The sequence below is a fragment of the Robinsoniella sp. RHS genome (assembly GCF_001029355.1).
Classification (GTDB): domain Bacteria; phylum Bacillota; class Clostridia; order Lachnospirales; family Lachnospiraceae; genus Robinsoniella; species Robinsoniella peoriensis.
The window spans coordinates 1-20,635 of record NZ_JNGB01000027.1 but is presented as its reverse complement, the minus strand read 5'-3'; the positions used below and the strand labels follow the sequence as shown (position 1 = coordinate 20,635).

Annotated in this window: 15 protein-coding genes; 2 read left to right on the top strand and 13 right to left on the bottom strand. The window is 41.2% G+C overall.

The features are described from left to right. Positions 1-268: 268 nt before the first annotated feature. The 13 genes from RHS_RS13775 to RHS_RS13715 all read right to left on the bottom strand — a co-directional run bounded on the left by RHS_RS13775 (position 269) and on the right by RHS_RS13715 (position 17,291). Positions 269-706, bottom strand: a complete 438-nt coding sequence (locus RHS_RS13775; protein ID WP_047833518.1) for a hypothetical protein — start codon at positions 704-706, stop codon at positions 269-271. Between the two features lie 210 nt (positions 707-916). Further along, complete coding sequence (locus tag RHS_RS13770) at positions 917-1,492, bottom strand: DUF305 domain-containing protein (protein ID WP_047833517.1); 576 nt, start codon at positions 1,490-1,492, stop codon at positions 917-919. An 81-nt stretch (positions 1,493-1,573) separates the two neighbouring features. Further along, a complete protein-coding gene (locus RHS_RS13765; protein ID WP_047833516.1) occupies positions 1,574-3,175 on the bottom strand; it encodes a GGDEF domain-containing protein in 1,602 nt (533 codons plus the stop codon). Further along, positions 3,172-4,752, bottom strand: coding sequence for a tetratricopeptide repeat-containing diguanylate cyclase (locus RHS_RS13760; protein ID WP_047833515.1), 1,581 nt, complete (start codon positions 4,750-4,752; stop codon positions 3,172-3,174). Before RHS_RS13760 ends, RHS_RS13765 begins: the two co-directional genes overlap by 4 nt. Before the next feature lie 13 nt (positions 4,753-4,765). Further along, complete coding sequence (locus RHS_RS13755) at positions 4,766-5,728, bottom strand: ABC transporter ATP-binding protein (protein WP_047833514.1); 963 nt, start codon at positions 5,726-5,728, stop codon at positions 4,766-4,768. Beyond that, positions 5,728-6,717, bottom strand: a complete 990-nt coding sequence (locus RHS_RS13750; RefSeq protein ID WP_027293296.1) for an ABC transporter ATP-binding protein — start codon at positions 6,715-6,717, stop codon at positions 5,728-5,730. The genes RHS_RS13755 and RHS_RS13750 overlap by 1 nt, the downstream gene beginning before the upstream one ends. Then, positions 6,674-7,678, bottom strand: a complete 1,005-nt coding sequence (locus RHS_RS13745) for an ABC transporter permease subunit (protein WP_047833513.1) — start codon at positions 7,676-7,678, stop codon at positions 6,674-6,676. Before RHS_RS13745 ends, RHS_RS13750 begins: the two co-directional genes overlap by 44 nt. Next, the gene (locus tag RHS_RS13740) at positions 7,668-8,627 is read right to left on the bottom strand and encodes an ABC transporter permease (protein WP_044289848.1); all 960 of its coding nucleotides are present in this window, start codon (positions 8,625-8,627) and stop codon (positions 7,668-7,670) included. Before RHS_RS13740 ends, RHS_RS13745 begins: the two co-directional genes overlap by 11 nt. Before the next feature lie 23 nt (positions 8,628-8,650). Further along, positions 8,651-10,354: a peptide ABC transporter substrate-binding protein gene (locus RHS_RS13735; RefSeq protein ID WP_047833512.1), complete on the bottom strand. Its 1,704-nt coding sequence runs from the start codon at positions 10,352-10,354 to the stop codon at positions 8,651-8,653. Between the two features lie 196 nt (positions 10,355-10,550). Continuing rightward, on the bottom strand, positions 10,551-13,349 hold the full coding sequence (locus RHS_RS13730; protein ID WP_047833511.1) for a DNA-directed RNA polymerase subunit alpha C-terminal domain-containing protein: 2,799 nt from the start codon (positions 13,347-13,349) through the stop codon (positions 10,551-10,553). A gap of 50 nt (positions 13,350-13,399) precedes the next feature. Further along, complete coding sequence (gene rlmD / locus RHS_RS13725; protein WP_047833519.1) at positions 13,400-14,785, bottom strand: 23S rRNA (uracil(1939)-C(5))-methyltransferase RlmD; 1,386 nt, start codon at positions 14,783-14,785, stop codon at positions 13,400-13,402. Positions 14,786-14,951: 166 nt separating this feature from the next. After that, positions 14,952-15,896 (bottom strand): 3'-5' exoribonuclease YhaM family protein, encoded by a 945-nt coding sequence (locus tag RHS_RS13720; protein ID WP_044293225.1) that lies wholly within the window; start codon positions 15,894-15,896, stop codon positions 14,952-14,954. 81 nt (positions 15,897-15,977) lie between these two features. Beyond that, entirely contained in the window at positions 15,978-17,291 is a 1,314-nt protein-coding gene (locus RHS_RS13715) for a S1C family serine protease (RefSeq protein WP_044289250.1), read from the bottom strand. Between the two features lie 218 nt (positions 17,292-17,509). Here RHS_RS13715 and RHS_RS13710 point away from each other — a divergent pair, with 218 nt between their 5' ends. Continuing rightward, on the top strand, positions 17,510-19,888 hold the full coding sequence (locus RHS_RS13710) for an endonuclease MutS2 (protein ID WP_044293226.1): 2,379 nt from the start codon (positions 17,510-17,512) through the stop codon (positions 19,886-19,888). 48 nt (positions 19,889-19,936) lie between these two features. Beyond that, positions 19,937-20,635, top strand: a 699-nt coding sequence (locus tag RHS_RS13705; protein ID WP_027293282.1) for a response regulator transcription factor, incomplete at its 3' end; no start/stop codon positions are given.

Here is a 20,635-nt window from a genome sequence, read left to right as displayed (position 1 = left end):
TCCAATCACCAGTATATCAGGGGAAAGATATTCAAACATCTTTTCAATCTTCATCTGATCCCCGGAAATATAACTCTCCATCAACTGTTGTATCAATAGACTTGCCCTGCTGCATATATCTTCCTTCCTCATGGATACCTCCGTTTCGCTTGCTTGCATTATTATTATGATAACATATGGATTGTTATGTGTCGACTTCCTTTCCTGATTTTACAAAAAGATACAATTAAAAAAGCTCCACAAAGTGGAGCAGTCAGCCAGATTCAATTTAACGCTCAAACATATATCTTTCTATCTCTTGCAATGTTAATTTTCTTACCTTGGTATCCGGATATTCCCTATATGCTCCAGCACTGTAAACCGGAGCCATTTTTTCACATATTTTATCTTTATTTTTCCTCAAAAACAAATGCAGACCTTCTATATCTACAAATATTTTATATGATATACGCCCTTTACTGCTTTTTATTTCATAAACTCCACAGGACTTTTTCATTGTATAATCTGCCGTTCTTAAATATAACTTTGCTATCTCTAAAGATTTGAATGGAAAATTCCACCTTTGCACACCTCTTTTTTCATCATGCTCAATGCAAATGCATCGTCCGCAAGTTCCACAGATATATTGTGTATGATTTTGCAGGCACTCCATAGGATTCAGTAAAGGAGTTATTCTGATCTTATCACTGTAACATTCCTTACACATAATTCTATTTTCCTTTCTTCACATTGTACTTTTTATCAGATCATTTTCACTTTTCTCCGATCTCTTTTTGAATTTAGTTTACTATATTTTCAAAAAACCGTCTATCAAAATATTAGGCTTCTTTTGCTGCTATAACAGAATCTTTTAATCTTGCTTTACAAAAAAGATTTTGCCGGATCGTTCTCACTTTCCGGCAAAATCCTTTTTATTTTATCTACAATTTATTTCCAGGCGGAGCAGATTCTGCATTTTCCTGATCCCCTCTTTTTGGGATGTAACGATGGCATCCAATAAGGGTACCAATGAAGCGCAAATAGGGAATTGCAGTGCATTCTCTGACATGTAGACAGCCCCTTTGTGGTGCGGTATCATTTCACGCATAAAATTAGCGTCAATATTATTGTCGGTGGACGCTGCCTTCATCTCATAAAACATATTCTGTATGATGTAATCATTGTTTTGTTTATAACAGCTGAGTTCTTCCGGTTCATTCATACAGCATTGACATTCCGGATATACCGCTTTCATATTTTCAATGCTTTTCTGCTGGGATATGATAATATTCATTGCTATGTTTTGTAATGGAATATTCGTTGTATACCTCAGCAGATTTTCAGACATGGCAATGGCGGCACAGTGATGGGGAATCATCTGGGTTATGAAACTTCCTGAAATGCTCTCCGTAAGTTTCACCCCAGACATCTTCTGAATCATATTTTCTAAAATGCAGTGATATTGTTCTACATAAGCTTTTGTATTATTACTTAACTGGCATGTATTGGTCATAATTTCACCCTCCTGCCATTATATGCAGGCTGGTTAAAGTTGGTGCCAGATTAATTTCTTCTTAACTTTCCTGCCTTATCATTAATCATTCTTATCAAGTTGGTATTTCTTTCCGGCACAGCCATTTCTTCCATGGGCTTTCACTGTATATAGTGCCTGATCCGCCAGATTCAGCAGTTTATCAGGATCTATTCCGTCGCAGAAAGTCTCATTACAGTATCCGATCGATACCGTCAGGATATCAGAACCCGGATGTTTCTCATGATGAATCTTCTCCTGTTTAAGCCCTGCAGTTACCTGTTCAATATACGCTTTTACTTCCTGATCATCCATATCTACACACAGACAGACGAATTCATCTCCTCCGTAACGGCTGATATAGATTCCTTCCATAACATTATGGGACAAAATCTGGGCTACTTTACGTAAAACCACATCTCCCTGGAAATGACCATAGTAGTCATTATACTGTTTAAAATAATCCACATCCAGCATGATATAACCCAGGGTCTTCAGATTCTCTCTGTGTGTCATCTTAGTTACCAGTTTATTAAACGACCTCCGGTTATACAATCCGGTTAGTTCATCAAGCTGACTGGCATTTTCCAGCGCCTTTCTTTGCTGAATCATATGTTCATGCTCCATCGCTGCCTGATGGATCTGAATCCTTGAAAGCATACTTTGTGAACGCATCTCATCTTCAATCGCTGTAATCTTCCTGACAATTATATAATAATCCTGATATGCCTGTCCCAGCTCATCTTCTTCCTGGTACTGCTGGTAATATTTTATTTTAAGGATCTGAATGCGATACAATAATGACAGCGATACATCATATTCGAATTTCTGTATAATATCCAGCAATTTCTTACAGCGTTCCCTGTCACCAATTTCCAGCATGTTTGCACACATACCTTCTGCCATATCACAGACAAAAAACTGGTCTTCCACATTCAGTAAGTCGTCTCCCATTAATCTGTCAGCTTTCTCAGCACATTTCTCCCGGTCTCCTGTCATAGCATAGTAAGCACACCAGCTGCACCCTAACCGGATACGGCTATACACACTGTCATCACACAGTTTTTCACATTTTACAAGAGCCTGTCTGGCACCGTCAGCATCTCCCAGATGTCCGCATACTTCCGCTAAATTAGTCAGATAACAGACCGCAGCCCCAATATTCTCCTCCTCCAGATTGTGCTCAATGTTCGTATATGCCAATTCAAAATATGTCCTGGCTGTTTCCCAGTCTTCTCTGCAGGCAAAGGAATATCCGATATTATTATACAGCTTTCCTGCCATACTGATATCTCCCAGCTTATCTGCCAGTTTTTTACCGTCTAAAAAGTAAGACAGCGCCGTCTGGTCATCATTCAGCTTCTGATAATAGAGCCCGGCGCAGTTACACAGCACCAGCATCAAGTCATCAAAACCATAATCTTTGCATAATGTACTTGCCCGCAGGAGAAAAAAACCACAGCTGGAATACTCTCCCAATGCCAGGTGGCAGTCCACTAAATATACATTTGCAAACGCACAGCCATAGGTGTACTGCTCCGCTTCTGACACATCCAGTAACCTTTTACAAAGCTTCCGTTCTTCTTCCAGATCCGTAAATCGAACCTCCAGAATTCTCTCCATCAATTTCGTTTCATAAGAATCTAATTTCTTTTTTCTGCTCATAATAAATCTACTCTTTTTCTGGAATATGTGTTGCGGCCGGAACGCTTACTCTGATAGAGCGCCTGGTCTGCAAGCTGAAACAATAAATGCATTTCTACCTGCGCTTTGTCTTCACCTGCCGCATAGCCAATAGAAAGGGTCACTTCATTGCTGCAGGGAGACTTTTCATGTGGCAGAGCCTTAGAATGCAGGCTGTCCCTGACACATTTAATAAAATTTTCTATCTCCACCACCGCTAATCCTTCACAAACACATACAAATTCATCTCCCCCATAGCGGCATGAAGAAATTCCGGTTTGTCTGTTTTCTATAAGGCAGCGGGCAATATCCTGGAGAACGAGATCTCCTTTTAAATGTCCGTAATAATCATTATATTCTTTAAAATAATCTACGTCCAGAATAATAATCCCCATGTTTTGCCGGGCATTTTCACTGGTTCGGTCCCGCATCAAGGATTCTAAATACCTGCGGCTATATACACCCGTTAATTCATCCACATTCACTTCCCGCTCTAAGGTTTCCTGTTCCGACTGCATAATTTCCTTCTGCTGTACCAATTGGTCCAGATGAATCTTTGATTTCATAGCATTTACAATCACATTATTTACCTTCGCCCGAAACCCCTCATTTTTCTCATAAAACCTGTGATATACCTCTGTGTGTTTTGAAACCGGCTCGAACAAAAACTCATAGCGGATCGTTGTTTCCTCAAGAGCCTGCATCTGATCCACTCCAGCTTCAACGCAGTTATCCTGCATAGCCTTTAGAAAATGTTTTGCATAATGGGCATTATTCAAATCCATCATTTTTTGTGTCAGGGTGTGATAAGTCTCGAATGCCGACAGCATGTCTTCATTTATAACTTCCTGGCTCCGGAGTAAAAGGTCTGCATATTCAAATGCTTTTTCATTTTCACCTACCGCAGCATAGTAGAGGCACCAATTCTTATATCCCAGTACCTTCTTCTGCCGGGAATCCGATCCTGTCTGGTCATACTCTTCAATAAATTTTCTGGCATCCGCATATTGATTCATAAGTAAAAACACTTCAGACAGATTGCCCAGTATTGAGAGTAAGACCGGGCTTTCCTCTAATACTGACTGCAGCCGATATGCTTTCAAATAATAATTCAGTGCCTGTTCATAACATCGATGACGCTGAAATGCAAATGCCAGGTTGTTCAATACCACACATTCTCCTGCCGCATCATTCAGCCGCTCTGCCACTGTAATTGCTTTCAGGTAATATTCTATGGAGTTTTCTTCATCACCACGCATATCATGATAGATCCCGAACAGACTATATACCCGCAGATGAAGATCGTCCCAGTTATGATTTTCCAGGATCAGACTTTGCGCTCCCTGCAGGCACTTTCCCGCATTCTCTTCATCATAAACCGCAATATAGTAATCCCCCAGGTATGTCAGTGCAAATGCTTTACCATAGGAATCATTACATTTTTCTGACCAGTCCAGAAGTTCCTGGCACAGCCTCTTTTCTTCTTCCAAATCCGTATAACGAATTTCCAAAATTCGGGACATGATCTTTCTCATGCCGTGATTTAAATATTCTGTCATTCAATGGCCTCTTTTAGTGATTTTGTTCTGTATAGTGACAAGCAGCCAGATGGCCGCCGGAGATCTCCTTTAATGCAGGTTTTTCATTCATACAACGTTCCTTTGTCCGCTTACAGCGCCCTGCAAAGGGACACCCTTTGATTGACCCGGCAGCTAAAGACATATCATCTGCCTCCGTGCGCTTGCCCCTTATGAGCTGCTCCCGGGAATCTACTGTCAATACCGACTCCAGCAAAAGTCTGGTATAAGGATGCTGCGGGGTTCTATATATTTCTTTTGTTCTTCCAATCTCCATTATGTGTCCCAGATACATAACAGCCACGCGGTCAGATATATAATGTACCATATTCATATCATGAGCAATAAAAACATAGGTTAATCCGATCTCTTTGCCCAAACGTTTCAGCAGATTCATAATCTGGCTCTGAATAGACACATCTAATGCGGCAATCGGTTCATCGCATATCAGCAGCTCAGGCTCCAATGCCAATGCACGTGCAATTCCGATACGCTGTCTCTGTCCGCCGGAAAATTCATTGGGGAAGCGTCCGGCATGAGCTGTCTGCAGCCCCACTGATTTCAGAAGTTCAAAGACCCTGGTTTCTCTCTCTTTTTTCGTTAATCTGTTCTGAATGACCAGGTTTTCAGCAACAATATCTCCCACCGTCATCCGGGGATTCAGGGACGAATATGGATCCTGAAAGACCATCTGAACTTTGTTTGCAAATGCAAGCCGGTGTTTTCTCCGCTTTAAATCAAGTTTTTCTCCATGGAAGTACAGGTTTCCTTCTACCTTTGGATAAACACCCATTATGACTCTGGCAAGTGTAGATTTACCACAGCCTGATTCTCCAACAATACCCAGTGTTTCCCCTTTATTAATCTTCAGATTCACATCCTGCAGTGCCTGAACTCTTCGTTTGTCATTTATCGTAAAGCCCTTGGAGACATGTTCTAACTGAAGTAATGGTTCCATTATGAATATCCTCCTTCTGGGTTATCCCGGTGATAAAGCCAGCAAGATGTCCTGTGTCCATCCTCTATTTCAATTTCAGGCGGATCCGCCAGATGACAAATCTTCATACAAGCTTCACAGCGCGGCGCAAAGGAACACCCTTGCGGCAGCTTGTCAAGATCCGGCGGGGCTCCATTAATTGCACGGAGTTCCTTATCCTTTTCCAGGTTTGGCAAACTCTCAATTAGGCCGCGTGTATAGGGATGTGCCGGTTTTTCAAACAACCTTCCAACATCACTTTCCTCCACAATTTTACCTGCATACATAACCGCAACTTTATCCGCAACATTTGCTACGACGCTCAGATCATGGGTTATCATTAATACAGACGTATGCAGCTCTGTCTGCATTTTTTTCAGTAGAGCCAGAATCTGCATTTGAATGGTGGGATCAAGTGCCGTTGTTGGTTCATCTGCAATCAGCAATACCGGACTGCATGCCAAAGCCATGGCAATCATGGCTCTCTGACGCATTCCTCCTGAAAACTGATGTGGATACTGCTCTGCACGCAGGGATGCTTCCGGTATCTGTACCATTTCCAGCAGCCGAACCGCTTCTGACTTACACTCAGCAGACGTTTTTTTTCCATGTCTGCGCAGAGTTTCTGTCACCTGTTTTCCAACCTTCATTGTTGGATTCAGATATGTAAGCGGATCCTGAAAAATCATGCCTGCCAGCTTCCCTCGTATTTCAAGCATCTCTCTCTCAGAAGCAGCAAGAATATCTCTTCCACCAAGCCAGAGCTCTTCTGCTGTCATATCCCCCCCTGATACATCATTGAGTTTTAAAACAGATTTTGCTGTCACACTCTTTCCACATCCGCTTTCTCCTACCAGCGCCAGAATTTCTCCTTTTCTAACCGACAAAGATACCCCCCGTACAGCATCCAGATTCCCATAACGCTGTTTAAATGACACTCTCAGCTCTTTTATTTTCAGCACTTCGTCCATGTGTAATATGTCTCCTTATCTTAGGATCCAGAATATCCTGTAATCTGTCACCCAGAAGATTGAATGCCAGCATAAGCAGACAGATGTATATTCCAGGCACTGCTAACTGCATCGGATATGTCTGAAATACACCGATGCCTTCATTTGCCATGACCCCCAGAGAGGGATAAGGCGGTGCAACTCCCATTCCGAGCATAGATAAAAACGCTTCGGTAAAAATAATCCCAGGTATATCCAGAGTAGCATTAACAATAATAATTCCAAACATATTTGGGAGCAGATGTATAAAAATAATCCGTCCTGCACTGGCTCCCATTATTTTTGCTGCCACCACAAATTCCTGATTTTTCAGCGATAACACCTGACCTCTTACAAGTCTAGCCATACCTGTCCATCCAACAAGGGAATACGCAAGAATCAAGGAACCGATTCCTCTTGGCAGAACTGCCATCAAAAGCAGGACAATTACCATATAAGGTATACCGCTGACTACCTCCAGAAGACGCATCATTATATTGTCAGCTGCTCCTCCCATATATCCCGAGATACTGCCGTATGTAACCCCCACAACACAGTCAATCAATGCCACGGCACCTGCCACAGTCAGCGAAATTCTTGCACCATACCAGAGCCTAACGAATATATCACGTCCTAAATGGTCTGTACCAAATATATGAATCAATCCATTGACCGGATCTCTGCTGAAAAATGACTGATTCGCAAAAGCGACATTCTGTGCCGCATAATCAAACGGACTCAGAAAAGGAATCAGTACCGCTCCCAGGATCATTGCCAGAAGGAGAATCAGAAAAAAACCAGTTGACGGGCTGCTCAGGAAAAGCTGAAATGTTTCCTTACCATAGCTTGGAACAGTATGTATGGCATTCTCTTTCTGCTTCGGTTCATTCTTCGCTACCCGCTCAAAATACTTAGCCGGTATCCTGCCATTTTCATCCTTCAATTTCAACACCTCCCAGCCTGATTCTCGGATCTACGAGACTATGAATGACATCTACAACCAAATTACAAAGTACCAGGAAAATACCAAAAAATAAAGTTGTACCCACAATAACCGGATAATCATTTGCCCGAACAGAATCGACAAAATACTTTCCAAGTCCCGGGATTGCAAAAACATTTTCAACCGCAAAAGTTCCAGTAAGCAATACCGCGGTCATGGGACCAAGTACTGTTATTACAGGCATAACAGCATTTCGGAGGCAATGGCTGAAAATAATTTGCTTTTTACTAAGCCCCTTCATTCTTGCTGTCGTAATATAATCCTTTTCCAGTACTTCCAGCATACTGGAACGCATAAGCCGGCTGATAATTGCAATCGTACCAAATGCCAGCGAAAAAGAGGGCAGTAACTTACTGCTTTCTCCTTTCCACCCAATGATGTCGAATACATGCATACCGGTAATCTGATACAGCTTAACCCCAAGAAAATACTGCAGTAGAGCTCCCAAAATAAAAGAAGGGACCGACACACCCAGTAATGCTATGATCATAATTCCGGTATCCCAGGCTTTCCCTCGTTTAACCGCTGCCATGATCCCCAGTAATAAGCCAATCAGAACCGCAAAGATCAGGGAACGGATTCCAAGTTCCAGGGACACCGGAAATGCACCGCCGATAATATCGGTGACCTGTCTGCCGCTTACAAGAGAACTGCCAAGGTCTCCCCTGCATACATTCCCAATATAAATAAAATATTGTTCAAAGACCGGCTTGTCCAGCCCGTACTTTGCCGTAAGGGCGGCCTGGATAGCCGGTCTGATTGCTTTATTTCCCGAGAACGGATTCCCGGGAAGCATATGCATTAATAAAAATGTTATGGTTGTCAATACCAGTACTGTAAAAAAAGCATATATGATCCTTTTTACCACATATTGAGCTTGAAAGCGCAAAATTTTCACCTCTGCTCTCTGCCTTACCGGGCATTAATAGACGCACCGTCACACACGTTGAAATACTGGAACGGCGTACGTACCAGACCCTCCACTTTGTCTGACACTGCATATGTAGTACAGGTAAAATACAGCGGCCCCATCGCCATATCATCTAACAATAACTTCTCTGCCTGAATCATCAGTTCCTGTTTTTTGCCTGCATCACCTTGCTCATCTGCATCTGCCAAAAGCCTGTCATACTCAGGATTGGAGTATTTCCCCATGTTATTGACATTATCACTGGCGAAGTATTCCAAAAATGTCATTGCAGTATTCTCAGTCGGCCCGTTTGCCTCAATGCTTATATTAAAATCTCCATTTTCTTTCGCTTCCTGAAGTGCTTTCCATGCCTGGGCATTAATCGTCACATCAATACCAAGATTTGTCTTCCACTGCTGCTGGATATATGCCGCCTGATTCTGGCTGTAAGACGTATCCACAACATCCAGTGTCAGCTTTATATCTGCGGCTGCTATTTTCAATTCCTCCAGAGCAAGTTCCATATATTTTTTTGCATTTTCCAAATCATATGCGAACAGGCTGCCACGTGCACTGGCATAGCTTTTCTCTCCGGCACCTGCAATCATCTCCGGCACGAGACCATCTGCTGCAACAGACCCGTCTGCAATCACATTATCAAGAAGACTCTGTGTATCAATGGAATAAGCCAGCGCTTTCCGAATATTTTCATTAACCAGATACTCATTCTCCATATTAAATCCGAGATACCACGTTCCTCCGTCAATATAGGTATGAATTGCTTTTTCATCTTTATCTTTCACCTGTGCAATCTGCTCACTGTAAATATTGCACAGATCAATTTCTCCGGTTGTAAAAGCATTCAGCCGGGTATTCGTATCGCCGATCATAGCCAGCTTGACCTTAGGAATCCTGATATCAGAAGCATTGTAATAATCATCCCACTTTTCCAGCATCATATGGTCATCATGGGTCCATTCCGTCAGCCTGTACGCCCCGTTCGTAACCATCTTATCCGCATCTTTTCCATATTCCGCAGCACCAATTTCTTCATAAGCCTTTTGATTCATCGGAAAATACATGGGCAGTGCTAAAAGGAACAGGCCATCCGTCATAGGATGTGACCATTCAATCTCCAATGTATAATCATCTCTCACCTTAATTCCCAGTTCCGATTCATCTGCCTGCCCATTATAAAAAGCTTCTCCGTTTTTAATATTCTCATATAAAAACGAAGCCATGAATGCACCTGTATCCGGCTTCATCTGGGTTACCCATGCAAAATAAAAATCCTTTGCGGTAACCGGTTCACCATTGGACCACTTTGCATTCTGCTTTAAGTAAATAACATATTTCGTATTATCTGCACTGATGTCCCACTTTTCTGCCAAGTCAGCCACCGGCTCGTCATTTCTATCCAGTCTGGCAATACCAGACATGCAGTGTGACAATATACTCATGGCAACCGCATCACACACAAGGATGGAGTTCATCTCAACAGGTTCTGTGGTAATGTCTAACACGACGGTATCTTCATCCGTGGTGCCTGGGAATGCACCTGCTTTCTTCTGAACTGCATTCTCCTGACCCGTTTGATCTGTATTCACCTGATCTGTTTTGCCTCCGGCACTGGTATTTCCGCAGGACACTAAATTGAACATCACGATTAAAATCATTGCAAATGCCAGTAATTTTTTCTTTCTCATAATTTACTTCCCCTTTTTTCTAATTAATGTAGAATGGAAATTTATGTATTTGGGGTAATTATAGCATTTATTGAAATGTGTTGTCAATTTATACATGGATGAGTTTTATGGGGTTGGAAATACGGAAAATAGCTGTGCAAAACGATGCGTATCCTGCCGGAAAAGTGAATACCTTTGTAAAAGTAAAACTTTCATACTAAATATCATCATAGTATACTTCTTTGTTCATATAAATCTTTTCCCGCTTAGAATCATAGTACATACTTGATTGACCTATAATCGGAGTGATATCATATCTGTCAAAGTTTAATCCATATTCCTCCTGTATAAATTCAATAAACTCCATTATGTCTATTTTCTTCAACTTTTTCATGATAAACAAAAAGAAATCAGCACGCGTAAACTGCCTTCCTATGTGACTAAAAAGGAAACCACCGCCTACTTTACTATAACGAATCTCCTTATTCCCGCGCAATAAGGCTCCATAAAACCAATCGTCATAACCAAGCTTATCCAATTTACTTGTAAATCCGTTTTTTCTGATAGATTTTATTGAAAAAAACTCTTCGTTATCATATTGTGCCGCATCAAATGCATATTGTTTTAAATCTTCTTGCGATATATCCGGTGCCTTTTCACTAAAACTTCCATAAGTCAAATACTTATTTTTTTCAAATTCCAAAATATCACAATTAATGCGCATGCCCTCCAGAACACCTGCAAAATTTTGATTATACTTAATACGTCTGTCAAACATGTCAAGATCCGTAATCTCATCCTTAAGTAAAAGTGCTTTAAAATACTCCTCTCCATTCGGATAAGTATTTTTTATAACATAATCAATATACACCTGAAATCCCATAGTTTTTAGTGTATATGGATTTACTTTTTCCTTATCTCCTTTTGGGAATGTTTCCATGTAGATATTTTCAATATCTTCGATAAAATAAAAGTCTTTTATAAGTTTATTCCCCATTATTTTATATTCAGCATCTGACATAATCTTATAGTCCACAGAAAACATACCGTTATTGTAATATTTATTGATAAAAGGTGTAAAGTTAGCCAATGCTGTTTCGCTTTTGACACCAAATTCTTCCTCATATGCCTTACCAAAAGCATAAAACTCAATCGGTGCAACTCTGTATAAAAATTCTACGGTCTGCTGTTCTCTGTCTGATTCTCCAATGGAAATAAATGGCATCCTTCCTAATGATAAGTTTATCGGCAATTTATCAATATTTTTCTTTATAATATTATGTAATTCATACTCATCCATAATATTGAATTCTTCCATTAATTCAGGATAAACATTAAACAGTTTCAGTGTAGAAATCTCCATGTTTTGAAATGAATCAAAACCTAATTCTGCAAACAACCTGTCAAGATCATATTCCTGCATATTATAATATCTAATCCGGTGTCCGTATTTGCTAAGAACATAGCATTGATCATCCATCCTTGCCTCAAAGGCTCTTTCTGTGGGATATAACAGCCGCTCAACATTCTCTAATCCATTCATTTTCAGAAAATCCATATATAGCTGATAATATTCTGAAATAGTACACTCCTGATCACTATAATTTATTTCAAGTAACTTCCTTATTATAGCTTCTCTTTTTATTGGGATATATTCTCCACCGATTACCACACAGTATTTATACATTTCTTTTACTGCCTTTTGTGCAATTGTACCTGAAATATGCTCATCATTTAGTAATTCTTCTAACCCCTTAGAACCTTTTTTATAAGTTCCTTTAAGATAGTTAAACGATTCTTCTGACAAACTAAATATGTTCTTAAACTCTTCCTTCGTAATGTCATAATTTTCGAACCAATATTTAAAGTCATCTTCTCTAAGCTTCGGCATATTCTCAATTGCCTTTTTTGTAATCTGTCTTACTCTTTCTCTAGTTATCCCTATAATGCTGCCGGTCTCTTCCAGAGTCATACCCTTTAATCGACACATTAAAGCTGTTTTTTGATTTCCTTCCTCCATCCGATCCGTATAATCCTGAACTGTTAAAAGATGATATTGCAATCCATCATCTGTATAATCCACCTTATCTTGGGCTTTAAGTTTCTCAATTATTTCCATAAAAATATCAGATGAACACAGTCCAACAGGCAGCATCTTCTTTAATGAATCCATTGGTACTATCGCAGTATCCTGAAGCAAAGAGCAAATATGGTTTTCAAACAGCTTAAAAATTGAAACATCTGAGAATATTTTATTTAATAAATTCCTATTTCCCCATACCATTTCTATATCAGATTCCAGTAAATCCCTATTCTTATATACAATGACCTTTACCTGGTTACTATATATCGCATCATCAAGATCCGGACAATTTATTTTTATATCTTCTTTAATTCTATTGGAATACAGATCAATGAGCTGACTATGTTCATCCGCCTTATATTGAATACAGATAATTTCTTTAAGTTTATTTAAAATTTCTTCTCTGGTGCCAGCCCCCATTCCTTTTACTTCCAAAAAATCTTTATAATCTGTGTTCACGATAGACTTTGCCGTCATATATTTATTTCTTAATAAAGCTCCCGTAGCTCTTGCAGACATCCTCATATCATTCACGTCAATATCGTTCATAATAAAACCATTTGAGTCGTAAAATAAAGTATCATGAACATCTTCCGAAATTGTTGTTTCATCCAGATAATGAAGAACCTTGATTTTCTTCTCCTGAGTAGTATTGTTATGTTTATTGAAATTAACGTTCTTTTCTAAGATAACATCATTTATTTCTGCTTCCAGGTTTAAATCAGTTTCTATTTCCCCAAGAATAGATTTTTTTATAACATCTAATATTTCTACAGCAACATATTTATCAATAGAATCTATACCTAGTATCTCTTCTATTGAAAGCTGCATCAATTCACCTAAATTACTAATATTATATTTCTTTAATACGTTAAACGTATTTGATGAAAACCCCAGCTTGTCTATTAATATATCTTTATTTTCCCCAATCATGATATTACTCCTTTAAAAGTTATTTACATATCATAGTTTATTAATTTCCATCAAATAGTATCGCAAATGCTCTTAGAATAAGCTTTCTGCATGAGAAGTGCCACAGTTTCCACATGCCCAGTATTCCCAAACATATCCACCCCCCGCACTCTCTTAACCTCATACCCCCCATCACAGAGATACCTAAGATCCCTGGCTAGCGTAGCACTATCACAACTCACATACACCACCTTTTGAACCCCCATCTCCAGGATAGCCTTCAGCAAAGCTTCCTCACACCCTTTCCTGGGCGGATCAACCACAATCACATCAGCTTTCACATTCCCCTCAGCCAGCTTCTTCGGCAATACCTCTTCCGATTTTCCCACATAAAACTCCGCATTCTCAATTCCATTTAACTGCGCATTCCTCCTGGCATCCTCTATCGCCTCCGGCACGATTTCCACCCCATAAACCTGCTTTGCCCTCTGAGCCAGGAACAACGATATGGTCCCGATTCCACAATAAAGATCCCACACCGTCTCATTCCCGGTAAGTCCTGCATATTCAAGCGCAGTGCCATAAAGTTTCTCCGTCTGTGCCGGATTTACCTGATAAAAAGACAGCGGAGAAATCTGATACTTCACATCACCGATATAATCTTCAATATATCCTTTTCCCCACAATTCTACAATCTCTCTTCCAAGAATTACATTTGTTTTCTCCCGATTTACATTCAGGGTTATGCTGGTCATTCCATCAAGTTCGCAGAGGCTTTTGATCAGTTCCTCCTGATTTGGCAGAGACTTCCCATTTACAATGATGCAGACCATAATCTCTTTTGTCCGAAAACCATAACGGATCAGAACATGGCGCACCAGCCCTTTTCCGGTAGCTTCATCGTAAGAAGAAACTTTGTTTTCGGTCATATAATCAATGACTTTATCTAATATGGTTTCGTTGATGTCAACGCCGAGGAAGCACTTTCGATTGGGAATAATATTATGGGTTCTTCCTGCATAAAAGCCTGCGATAATATTGCCGTCTTTATCTGTTCCGATGGGGAACTGGGCTTTGTTCCGGTAATAAAACGGTTCTTTCATTCCTATGATAGGCTCCATGGGTGGATTTTCAAACTTCCCGATTCGGATCAGATTGTTGCGGATTTTATTTTCTTTGAATTTGAGCTGTTGTTCGTAGGACATTTCCTGAATCTGGCAGCCACCGCATTGCCTGGCAACCGGACATTTTGCTTCTATGCGGTATGGGGACGGCTCTTTAATAGTTAGCATTCTTGCGTAGCCATAATTTTTCTTGGCTTTCGTGATTTTTGCCTCGATCACATCTCCTATCACAGCATCTTTGACAAACAGCGTATATCCGTCTACCTTGCCGATTCCTTCTCCATCCATACCAATATCTTCTATTTTTACTTTTACTAAATCATTCTTCTTCATTGAAATAACTTCTGCTCGACCATTCTTTTTCATTAAAATAATTTCCCTTTCATCTGCCTGATGTAAATTACAATTGCAAATATAGCAGGCACCGACCGGGCTGCCTGCTATACACTTTCTAACTATTTTGCTGCATCATATCTTTTAAATAACATCTATCTCTCCATTAAATACTGGTCTTCCGAATATTAGATTCAAACAACCGGTTGTACCCAAGCCAATCCGAGTTATCCCCGGCACCCATGATAATCTCCTTCATGGTCTCCATCTTCGCATCCGTATTATCCGCCAGATTAAGTGCCACCGCTTCTGCCAGTGCCGGTTTTTTCGGGGAACCGTATTCCAGTTCTCCATGGTGTGCAAGGATGCAGTGTCTTAATTCGCTTGCCAGTTTTGCCGGGAAGTTTGGTATTTTCCGGATACTGCTGCCCAGTAATTCCGCACCGATGAATATGTGTCCCAGAAGCTGTCCGTCATCTGTGTAATCATTCTCCGGAAATGCAGATAATTCACGCATTTTTCCGATATCATGGAATACTGCTGAGGTAAACAGCAGATCTTTATTCAAAAACGGATACTGACGTACATAGTCTGCGCAGAGGTTCAGTACACCAAGTGTATGTTCTAATAATCCTCCGACAAATCCATGATGTACGGATTTCGCAGCCGAATGGAATTTAAATGCTTTGATAAAACTTTCATTTTCTACAAAAAAGCTGTCTGTAAGCTCTTTGAGATATGGGTTTTGGATCTGTCCAATCAGACTCAGAAGCTCTTTGTACATTTCTTCAATATCCCTGGAGCTCACCGGAAGATAATCAGCTGGTTCATATTCGCCAACCTGTGCTTTTCTTACACGTTTTATGTTCAACTGCAGAGTTCCCTGGAAGCTGGTTACGTCTCCTACTACATCTATGTAATCCATGGCATCGAAATCATCGATTCCCTGGGAATTAGGATCCCAGATCTTCGCATCGATTGTGCCTGTTTTGTCCTGAAGAACTACGTTTTCATATGTTTTTCCGTTTTTAGTAACCGCGGATTGTTTATATTTGCATAAATAGATATCTCCTACACGTTCACTCTCATGCAGCATTTCAATGTATTTCATAATCTTTTTTCTCTTACCTTTCCAAACTGTATATTATTTATATTCGCCGTCCACGATTATACCACAAATAACCTCAGGAATCTACTGTGCATTTCCAAGTGTCACGTCAGCGGGAATTTCTGCGTAATTTCCATCCATTCCCTGGCGCATCAGCAGTACATGGGCGATCTCCTCCGGCTTTAATTTACCAAGCTGGTCGCTGTACTGTTTCATATTCGTGATTTTTTCCCCATTAATGGATATCAGTATATCTGCTTTTTGTATACCGGCATACATTGCGGGAGAATCTGCGGCTATTTCTTTTACATAGACACCTTCCGGGATATGGGATTCCTTTTGGATGCTCTCCGTAACTTCTTTTCCGATAATGCCCATATAAGCCATTTCTACGTTATTGGTCATATTCTCAATCATCTGCCGTATTTCGGAAATCGATACACCGGTTACTGTGGACTGTTCCGCTTGATTTGAAAAATCCCTGGTGATGACTCCTACTATTTTACCGTCCAGATTGACAAGAATACCACTGCCTTCGCTGCTTCCAATGATATCGGTATTGATCATGTTATATTCCCTGTCCTCTACCGAAGTTGGTAATATGGATGTGACCATTCCAAAAGCAATGGATTCTGTATAGCCCAGGGGACTGCCAATGGCTATTACAGGAGCTCCCTGCGCAACCGAGCAGGAACTCGCTAATGCTGAGGTATCGATCAGATTCTTCGTTTCTTCCGGAATCTTGCTGATCGGAAGCCTCACCAGCGCCATATCGGTAGTGGGATCCTGTTTCTGCAAGTCCGCATCCACAGTTGTCGCATCTGGAAATGTTACCCGTAAACGTTCTGCACTTTCTATTACGGCAGACTCTGTCAGCACGTACATATAAGCGCCATTTGCAGCCACAATCAGTCCGGATGCCTCCACATTATTTTCGGAAGGTTCATTGAACAGGTCTACATTGCTGCTGCTTCCCGTCACTGTGACCACAGCTCTTTGTGCTTCTCTGGCAACGGAATACATCTGACTGTAAAGTTTCTTATAATCGGACAGATTCAGTGCCTTTTCTTCTATAACTGTCTGCGGTATGATCTCGCTCTCTTTTTCCGTCACCGCTGCGTCGGTCGGTTTTTCTGTCGGTTTTTCGGTCGGTTTCTCCGCTGGCTTATCCGTTTCTTCTTCTTGCGCAATTACGATCTGTGTCGGGGTCTGGGGCTCACCAAATTTCTGTTTAGCCCAAGGTGTGATGATTGCAAATGTCAATCCGGCTACAGCGCCAAACACAACTGCAAGTCCTACAGCCGCTCCCGTCTTCAGAAACCATTTCTTCTTATAAAATGGCTTTGTCTTAATATGCTCATTGATAAAAGTAAAATCCTTTTTTCCTTGTTGCGACATAAAAGTACTCTCCTTCTCACAGTAAAACACATATCCCCACAGTAATGTCCTAATTCTATCAAACACATATGAACAATCTATGAATTTTAGAAAAATTTAGGTTTTCAATTGTCCGTTTATGGGGTATGATAGAAGCAGGCTTACCAGAGCGTGTCTGAAAAACCACTGCACCAATCCCCACGCTCTAACTATAAAATAAAAGATAAACAGGTGAATTTATGAATCAAAAAGCATTAAAGACATTAGAGTATTACAAAATCATAGATCAGCTTACGGAATTTGCAGGTTCCCTTCTTGGAAAAGAACAGTGTAAGAATCTTCTTCCTTCCTCTGATATAGAAGAAATTGGCAGAATGCAGCACGAAACCAGAGACGCCCTTTTACGCATTTATCAAAAGGGCAGCGTTTCCTTTTCCGGGGTAACGGATATACGGGGTTCTTTAAAGCGCCTTGATATTGGAAGTATCCTTAGTATGGAAGAATTACTTCGTATCTGTAAACTGCTTGAGACCTGCAGCCGCGTGAAATCCTATTCCCGCGGTGAGACTGACAATGACGAACCGGACTGTCTGGATGAGATGTTCGAGGCATTGCAGCCGCTGACTCCGCTTTCTACGGAAATCAGACGCTGTATCCCATCAGAAACGGAGATCAGCGATGATGCCAGCCCTGCCCTGCATCACATCAGACGCCAGATGAAGCAGACGAATGACAAGATCCATTCCCAGCTTTCTTCTATGGTAAATGGCTCAGTCCGTACTTATTTACAGGATGCGGTTATTACTATGAGAAATGGACGTTACTGCATTCCCGTAAAGGCAGAATACCGGGGTCAGGTACCTGGTATGATCCATGACCAGTCTTCTACCGGCTCCACTTTATTCGTGGAACCTATGGCTGTAGTGAAGCTGAACAATGACATTCGGGAACTTGAATTAAAGGAAGAAAAAGAAATTGAAGTTATCCTTTCTACGTTGAGTTCACAGGCAGCTGAGGAAATGGAGGCTTTGGAAGACGACCTGGCATTGCTGACAAAATTAGACTTTATTTTTGCCCGTGCCCTGCTGGCTAAATCTTATAACGGAAGCGAACCGATTTTCAATGAACGGGGATATATTAATATCAAAAAAGGCCGCCATCCGTTACTGGACAAAAAGAAGGTGGTGCCAATTGATATCCAGCTTGGCCAGAAATTTGAACTGCTGATTATTACCGGTCCGAATACCGGTGGTAAAACTGTTTCCTTAAAAACGGTAGGTCTGTTTACCCTGATGGGACAGGCAGGCCTGCATATTCCGGCATTTGACCGCTCGGAACTGGCTGTATTTGAAGAGGTATATGCAGATATCGGAGATGAGCAGAGTATTGAGCAAAGCCTTAGTACCTTCTCTTCCCATATGACTAATATCGTTTCTATTTTGGAACATGCAACAGATAAATCCCTTGTACTGTTTGATGAATTAGGGGCAGGAACTGACCCTACGGAAGGCGCCGCTCTTGCAATTGCCATTCTGAGCAATCTGCACCGTCAGGGCATCCGGACAATGGCCACGACTCATTACAGTGAACTGAAAGTATATGCCCTTACAACCCCCGGGGTGGAAAACGGCTGCTGCGAATTCAACGTAGAGACCCTCCGCCCTACTTATCGTCTCTTAATCGGCATTCCCGGCAAAAGTAACGCTTTTGCCATATCTGGTAAGCTCGGACTGCCCCAGGAGATCATTGAGGAAGCAAAAGGACATTTAAGTGAGCAGGATGAGAGTTTCGAAGACCTGATTACGGATCTGGAAAACAGCCGTGTAACCATTGAACAGGAACGGGATGAAATCAACCGCTATAAGCAGGAAATTCAGACCTTAAAAGAAAAACTGGAAGAAAAGCAGGTAAAACTGAATACCAGCAAAGATAAGATTTTAAGAGAAGCAAATGAACAGGCCCACCAGATTCTCCGTGAAGCAAAAGAATATGCAGACACTACTATTAAGAATTTCAACAAATTCGGCAAAGCCGGGATTTCTTCCAAACAAATGGAACAGGAACGCAGCCGTCTGCGTGAAAAAATGTCTTCCGTAGAAAAGAATCTGGCTATGAAGACAGAAAAAAAAGCAGTGAAAGCAATCAAGCCGAAAGAACTTCGCGTAGGCGACAGTGTAAAAGTACTGAGTCTGAATCTGCGGGGAACCGTAAGTACCCTGCCCAACGCGAAAGGTGATCTGTTTGTACAAATGGGTATTCTGCGCTCCCAGGTAAATGTAAGTGACCTGGAACGCATTGATGAACCGGTTATTACCGCCCCGAACATGAGCAGATCCAGCAGCGGCAAGATAAAGATGTCCAAATCTGCATCTGTGGGCATTGAAATCAACCTGCTTGGCAAGACCTCTGACGAAGCCCTTGCCGAACTGGACAAATATCTGGATGACGCTTACCTGGCACACATGCCTTCTGTACGCGTTGTACACGGTAAAGGTACCGGCGCACTTCGTAAAGCGGTGCACAATTATCTGAAGCGTTCAAAAATCGTAGCTTCTTACCGCCTTGGTGAATTTGGTGAAGGTGATTCCGGAGTTACTATCGTAGAATTTAAGAAGTAGTAGAATGGGATATTCACTTACATTTATTCCACATTTAAGGAGGTCATTATGGTGACAAGACAGAAAATCATGATCGTAGATGATGATGCTAACATTGCAGAACTTATATCTCTGTATTTAACAAAAGAATGTTTTGATACAAAAATGGTATATGACGGGGAAGAGGCTATTAAAGAATTTGACCAATTTCAACCAAACCTGATCCTGCTGGATCTGATGCTTCCGGGTATGGATGGCTATCAGGTCTGCCGTGAAATCAGGCAGAAATCTTCCGTTCCAATTATTATGCTTTCCGCAAAAGGAGAAATCTTTGATAAAGTTTTAGGTTTAGAATTAGGTGCAGATGATTATATGATTAAGCCCTTTGATTCCAAAGAACTGGTAGCCCGGGTAAAAGCGGTACTCCGCCGCTTCCAGCCGGAGAAACCTGCAGCTGCAAAGCCAGCTGGAAAATACGTGGAGTACCAGGATCTGGTGATCAATCAGACCAATTATTCCGTTGTCTATATGGGGGAAACCGTTGATATGCCGCCGAAAGAACTGGAATTATTATACTTCCTGGCTTCTTCCCCAAATCAGGTGTTTACCAGAGAACAGCTTCTGGATCATATCTGGGGCTATGAATATATCGGCGATACCCGAACCGTAGACGTACATATTAAGCGCCTTCGTGAAAAAATTAAGGACCATGCAAACTGGGCGATTTCCACCGTCTGGGGCATCGGTTACAAATTTGAGGTGAAATCT

Coding starts and splice junctions, on each gene's coding strand:
- RHS_RS13775 (WP_047833518.1), bottom strand. CDS start 706: ATGTGTAAGGAATGTTACAGTGATAAGATCAGAATAACTCCTTTACTG.
- RHS_RS13770 (WP_047833517.1), bottom strand. CDS start 1,492: ATGACCAATACATGCCAGTTAAGTAATAATACAAAAGCTTATGTAGAA.
- RHS_RS13765 (WP_047833516.1), bottom strand. CDS start 3,175: ATGAGCAGAAAAAAGAAATTAGATTCTTATGAAACGAAATTGATGGAG.
- RHS_RS13760 (WP_047833515.1), bottom strand. CDS start 4,752: ATGACAGAATATTTAAATCACGGCATGAGAAAGATCATGTCCCGAATT.
- RHS_RS13755 (WP_047833514.1), bottom strand. CDS start 5,728: ATGGAACCATTACTTCAGTTAGAACATGTCTCCAAGGGCTTTACGATA.
- RHS_RS13750 (WP_027293296.1), bottom strand. CDS start 6,717: ATGGACGAAGTGCTGAAAATAAAAGAGCTGAGAGTGTCATTTAAACAG.
- RHS_RS13735 (WP_047833512.1), bottom strand. CDS start 10,354: ATGAGAAAGAAAAAATTACTGGCATTTGCAATGATTTTAATCGTGATG.
- RHS_RS13730 (WP_047833511.1), bottom strand. CDS start 13,349: ATGATTGGGGAAAATAAAGATATATTAATAGACAAGCTGGGGTTTTCA.
- rlmD (WP_047833519.1), bottom strand. CDS start 14,785: ATGAAGAAGAATGATTTAGTAAAAGTAAAAATAGAAGATATTGGTATG.
- RHS_RS13720 (WP_044293225.1), bottom strand. CDS start 15,896: ATGAAATACATTGAAATGCTGCATGAGAGTGAACGTGTAGGAGATATC.
- RHS_RS13715 (WP_044289250.1), bottom strand. CDS start 17,291: ATGTCGCAACAAGGAAAAAAGGATTTTACTTTTATCAATGAGCATATT.
- RHS_RS13710 (WP_044293226.1), top strand. CDS start 17,510: ATGAATCAAAAAGCATTAAAGACATTAGAGTATTACAAAATCATAGAT.